6 protein-coding genes are annotated in these 4878 nt (G+C 39.4%); all 6 read right to left on the reverse strand.

Going from position 1 to position 4878, the window contains the following annotated elements:
- The coding region (locus WB217_RS00415) for a four-helix bundle copper-binding protein (protein WP_423989593.1) at positions 1-267 on the reverse strand (267 nt) is incomplete at its 3' end.
- Between the two features lie 85 nt (positions 268-352).
- Positions 353-1132, reverse strand: coding sequence for a hypothetical protein (locus tag WB217_RS00420; RefSeq protein WP_423989595.1), 780 nt, complete (start codon positions 1130-1132; stop codon positions 353-355).
- A 186-nt stretch (positions 1133-1318) separates the two neighbouring features.
- Positions 1319-2707, reverse strand: a complete 1389-nt coding sequence (locus tag WB217_RS00425) for a S8 family peptidase (protein ID WP_423989597.1) — start codon at positions 2705-2707, stop codon at positions 1319-1321.
- Between the two features lie 283 nt (positions 2708-2990).
- Positions 2991-3770 carry an ABC transporter permease gene (locus WB217_RS00430; protein ID WP_423989599.1) on the reverse strand — a complete coding sequence of 260 codons (780 nt, stop codon included), beginning with the start codon at positions 3768-3770 and terminating at the stop codon, positions 2991-2993.
- A complete protein-coding gene (locus WB217_RS00435; protein ID WP_423989601.1) occupies positions 3767-4675 on the reverse strand; it encodes an ATP-binding cassette domain-containing protein in 909 nt (302 codons plus the stop codon). The genes WB217_RS00430 and WB217_RS00435 overlap by 4 nt, the downstream gene beginning before the upstream one ends.
- A complete protein-coding gene (locus tag WB217_RS00440; protein WP_423989603.1) occupies positions 4675-4875 on the reverse strand; it encodes a PLD nuclease N-terminal domain-containing protein in 201 nt (66 codons plus the stop codon). Before WB217_RS00440 ends, WB217_RS00435 begins: the two co-directional genes overlap by 1 nt.
- Positions 4876-4878 lie beyond the last annotated feature (3 nt).

Below are 4878 nucleotides of genomic sequence, written 5' to 3' on the forward strand. Positions count from 1 at the left end.
ATGGTCATGGTCATGCTGCTTGCATTCATTTCCGCATGTCTCACAAATTTCTGCGCACAATCCACAAATCTGTTTGACGAAATGGCTGTTTGTCTGCATCGCTGTTACAGCCAGGCCACAAATTTCAGCACACTCTCTGTCTAATCTGATACACTCAGCCATCATTTTCACATTCTCTTCTTTCAAGCAAGAATCAAAACATACATTACAAGCTTCAATACACTCCATGCATGCCTGAATACAATATTGATATTGCTGATTTAACATAAAAACATTACCTCCTTAAGTATCATACTTATTTGATAACCTAAATACTTGGAGATAAACAGTTATATCAAAAATGGAAAATATTCTAATGATTATAGTATTCATAATAATTGGCCACTGCTGCAAATACAGCAAGCCGTTCGGAAGTTGATAAACTGTAATCCAAGGTCAAAACCGGAGTATTGGCATCAATAAAAAATTGTGACCACTCCAGCGGCATCCACCCTTTTTGAAGCTTAACAGCCTTTCTGCCATTCGCATGGATGAAAAATAAATCGGAACTCAACCATTTTGAGCCTTCTAGTTTTAATTTTTTTCCACCCTCTACTATAGCAGTACCTGATTTCATTTTTGGATAAAAGAATCCATCGATCTCATCTTTATCGTTAACCAGCTTTGTTTTTTCAGGATCACTAAGCAGTCTTCCTATCAGCTGCCCATGCGCATCATAAATCCCAAGCTGTTTCGTCATCCTTTTATCGATAAAATAAGGTATTATCCAGCGCCATAGCTTGATTTCAATCTCTTTCAATTCACCTGCCAGCATGCCATCAGGTGTAAAAAATAACAACCTAATTGCAGGGGCAGGCGCAAAAGCGATCATTAAGTGATTTTGCGATAAAAGATTCTTTTCGCCATAAAGACTTTTAGATTCCTTGCTTTCTCCAGATCTGTTTCGATATAAAAGATAACTATTATATTGTAAAAAACATACAGACAAAAACGGAACTGCAACAACCAGCAACGGGATATCCCAGGATAGCAGGAGGCTGACTGTCAAAATAATGGAGAGCATTCCTGCAGAAACAATAGAACCGTTTAATCTGATATTGGCTGCCTGCTGATAATATTGCTGGATACTCATATCTATTATCTCCTTGAAGAAAATCTGTTTCGTCATATTAATTCTATTAATCAAGGAGATTAAACATTCTATCTTTTTAAATTGTTAAATGAATTCACTTGGAGAGGAGATCAATCATTCACTAGGATAAATAAAAAACCATTGAAAAGGAGGGACAGATTCATTTATCTGTCCCTCCTTTTACAATTATTTCAAGGTCAATGCATTAACAGCATTAATCAATCCATGGCCAGCCTTTTCGTCGTAGCCAGGCTGGAATACATCCTCTGCAGATTGTTGGATAATCGCTTTTACCTGTGCCGGAGAAATTTTATCTTTTCCGTGTTTCGCGATGATTACACCAGCAAGAGCCGCAGTTTTCGGTGCTGCCATTGATGTTCCGCCCTTTCCACCATATCCGTGTCCGATCACTTCTTTTGTTTTAGGATCTAGTAAAGGAACTGTACTCCAAGCAAGATAGCTATTATCTCTGCCTGCACCAGTAGCTGGGTCGTAATTAGGTCCTAAATCTCCACCAGGAGCCATTACATCAATTTTACCAACACCGTAGTTAGAGTAAAATGCTAGATTTTTCAATGCTCCTCCGGCGGAGACTCTGATCATTGTCTGGCTGCTTGGGCTTCTATGTGTTGCACCCTTATCCTCACCGGACAGTTTTCCGGGGCTGCTCAAGTCCAGCGCATTGTTTCCAGCTGAACCAACAACAGTAACTCCCTTTTGGATTGCATACTGGATCGCACGGTTGAACAAATGTACGTCTGCCACGATATCTTTTGTCGCATAATCTGGATTTTGGAACCAGTCATATCCGCCAAGTGACATATTTACAACATCTACATTATCATCCGCTGCAGTCATTAAAGCATCAGCGATATGCGCGGTTTCCGCTCCGCCTGTTGGACCAAATACACGATATGAAGCAACCTTTAAATCAGGACCCACCCCGAGGGCTTTACCTTTCGCAGCAATCGAGCCTGCCACATGCGTTCCATGGCTATTCTGATCGATTGGATCATTATAACCTGGAACAAATGACTTCCCGCCTGCGTAGTTCTCTTTTAAATCTGGATGGTTATAATCGATTCCTGTGTCAATAACACCAACAACAATGTCATCTCCCGATAGCGGTTTTCCAGTACCACCAGGAAGATTCCATGACGCTCCGTCATTGGTTACTTGTTTAATGTCCCACATATATTGGTTGTAAAAATCAGCACCTTCTGTAAGGTCTTCCGCTGCAATAGTCTCTGATTCTATTGTTTGTTCCGGGTAAACAATATTCTCTGCACCTGCCTCTAAAACAAGCGAGGACTTCTTGACTTCATTCAAGAAGTTAGCATTTTTAGATGTTACCTCCACAGCACCAAGCTTGTCCAATTTATCTTCTATTAGACCGCCGGCCTTCTTGATTGCATCTGCATATCCGGCAGGAAGACCCTGTTGATCCTTAAATATGACTAGATATTTATTTCCAGAAGTTTCTGCCTCTCCTTTGGCAATTCCGGCATTAAAAATGGTAGCTGCACCTAAAAGAACAGCTAGCGTGCCTGCATAAAGTTTTTTTCTCTTCGACATAATAACCCTCCTTTTTCTTAATTTTCATTATATTTAAAATTTTAATTTTCTCAATATAGTTTTATCGACACTTCGACAACAGATATAGCAACAAATTTAGGTATTTTTAATTATTAAATTACAAATCTCCCCCTGGCGAAATACTAGCAATAAGGTGAAAGAATCATTTATTGATTCTAAAAAACTAAATTTTTCGACAATCCGTGACTTAAAAACAGTTCTTACATCCTATCAAAATATTAAAAAACCTGATCCAAAAGGGATCAGGTTCAGAAAAGGAAATTTAATCTGCAAGTTCCTTGCTTTTAAAAACAGCAACTGCAGAAGCAAGCAATAAGATGATTAGCAAGAAAGTAATTCCAGTGGCAAACCAGATGTCCTCGGTCAAAGTATCCAAGACAAGTACTTCAGATGCATAGTGCAACAGCTGTGTTGGACTCCACTGCATCAAATGTGAAAAGGTACTTCCAATTAGATTGATTATGATAATAATAGCAAGGGAAACTGCTCCAGCTGCACCCGGTTGTATAAAAACCGAACTACAGAAGATAACGATGGTCACAACGAACGCAATCCAGAGTGCATACAAACTAAATGCTGACATAAAATCACCAAATGGAATGAAATCGAATAAAACTCCTGTATAATACCAGCTTGCCAATAAACCAAAAAATAAGGAAACTATCATTAAAATAACGGTACTTGCCCATTTGGAAGAAAGATAGGAAATGTAGGACACGGGTTTAACAAGAATCATTTGTGCTACTCCGCTCTTCCTTTCACCAGCAACCATCCCCATCGCAGATAAAGTAATGATTAAAATACCAATTGTCTGGTATTCTCCCAAACTCATGATAAATACTTCACTTGCAGAGGGGGTTGGGATTTCAATGACTGCTCCCTTGGGTAAACCTCCTACAGAATCCAGTATTTGAGGCATATAATAAGTTGTCAGCGGGTCCATTACTCCAAGCAAAATAAAGGATAGCGGTACCCATATCCATTTAAAATTTCTTGCCAACTCCAGAAATTCTTTATTCATAAGGGTGAACCACTGTTTCATTTTCCCACCACCTTCATAAAAACATCCTCCAGAGTGATCGAACTGATTTCATATTTATACAACGGCCAATCACCTTGCACTGCCATGTTCAGGACCAACCCCTTAACTGCATTGAGGTCATTCACTAAAATACTCGCTTTGTAACCTTCCACTTGTATTGAGATTACTTCCGGATGATCTGTTAGAGCATTTAAATAAACCTCTGGGCTTTCTTGAAATACAAGGTCAATTTTTGACTGCTGGTACTTCTCTCGAAATTCGTTCATCGTCCCGGATTCAATAATTTGACCTTTATGCAAGAATATAATGCTTTCACATACTTCCTCTGCGTCATTAAGGATATGGGTGGAAAATAAAACGGTTGCTTCATCTTTTAGCTTTTCCAGCAGCTCGAGTACTTCTCTTCTTCCAAAAGGATCGAGGGCAGAAACAGGTTCATCGAGCATAATTAATTTAGGCCTGTGAATAACCGCTTGTGCGATTCCCAGACGCTGCTTCATCCCGCCTGAGTACTTGCTTATTCTTTTGTTCCTCGCGTCTGAAATACCTACCAGCTCAAGAAGCTCATATGAACGTTGTTTAGCTTCCATGGTGCTTAATCCTGATAGTTTACCGGCGTATTCTAAAAATTCACTCGCTGTCATCCAATCATAAAACACAGGGTGCTGCGGAAGATAGCCAATCAACTTCCTGATGTCATCTCTCTTCTTCACACCTTCGAAACAAATACTGCCATGGGAGGGTTTTAATAATCCTGACAGCATCTTTAAAGTGGTTGTCTTGCCGGCGCCATTGGCACCAATCAAAGCTACGCATTTTCCCGCCTCAAGTTCAAAGTTGAGTCCTTTTATCACCTTAATATCTTTAAAGCTTTTCTCCAAATTCTCCACATGAATTAAGGCCATTAATGATTTCTCCTTCCAAATACGAAATACAGTATTGGTCCGATGATATTAATTAGCAGTATGACGATTGCCCAAATCCATTTGGGTCCATTGGTTTTTTCTATTTTTACTAAATCGACCAGTGCGACAATTAATAAGATTCCCTGAATAACAAGTATAGGCGCGATCAAAGACCAGTTCATCGTTTCTAAAAATTCCATAAT

The organism is Mesobacillus sp. (genome assembly GCF_049588175.1).
In the GTDB taxonomy this organism is placed as follows: Bacteria; Bacillota; Bacilli; order Bacillales; family Cytobacillaceae; genus Mesobacillus.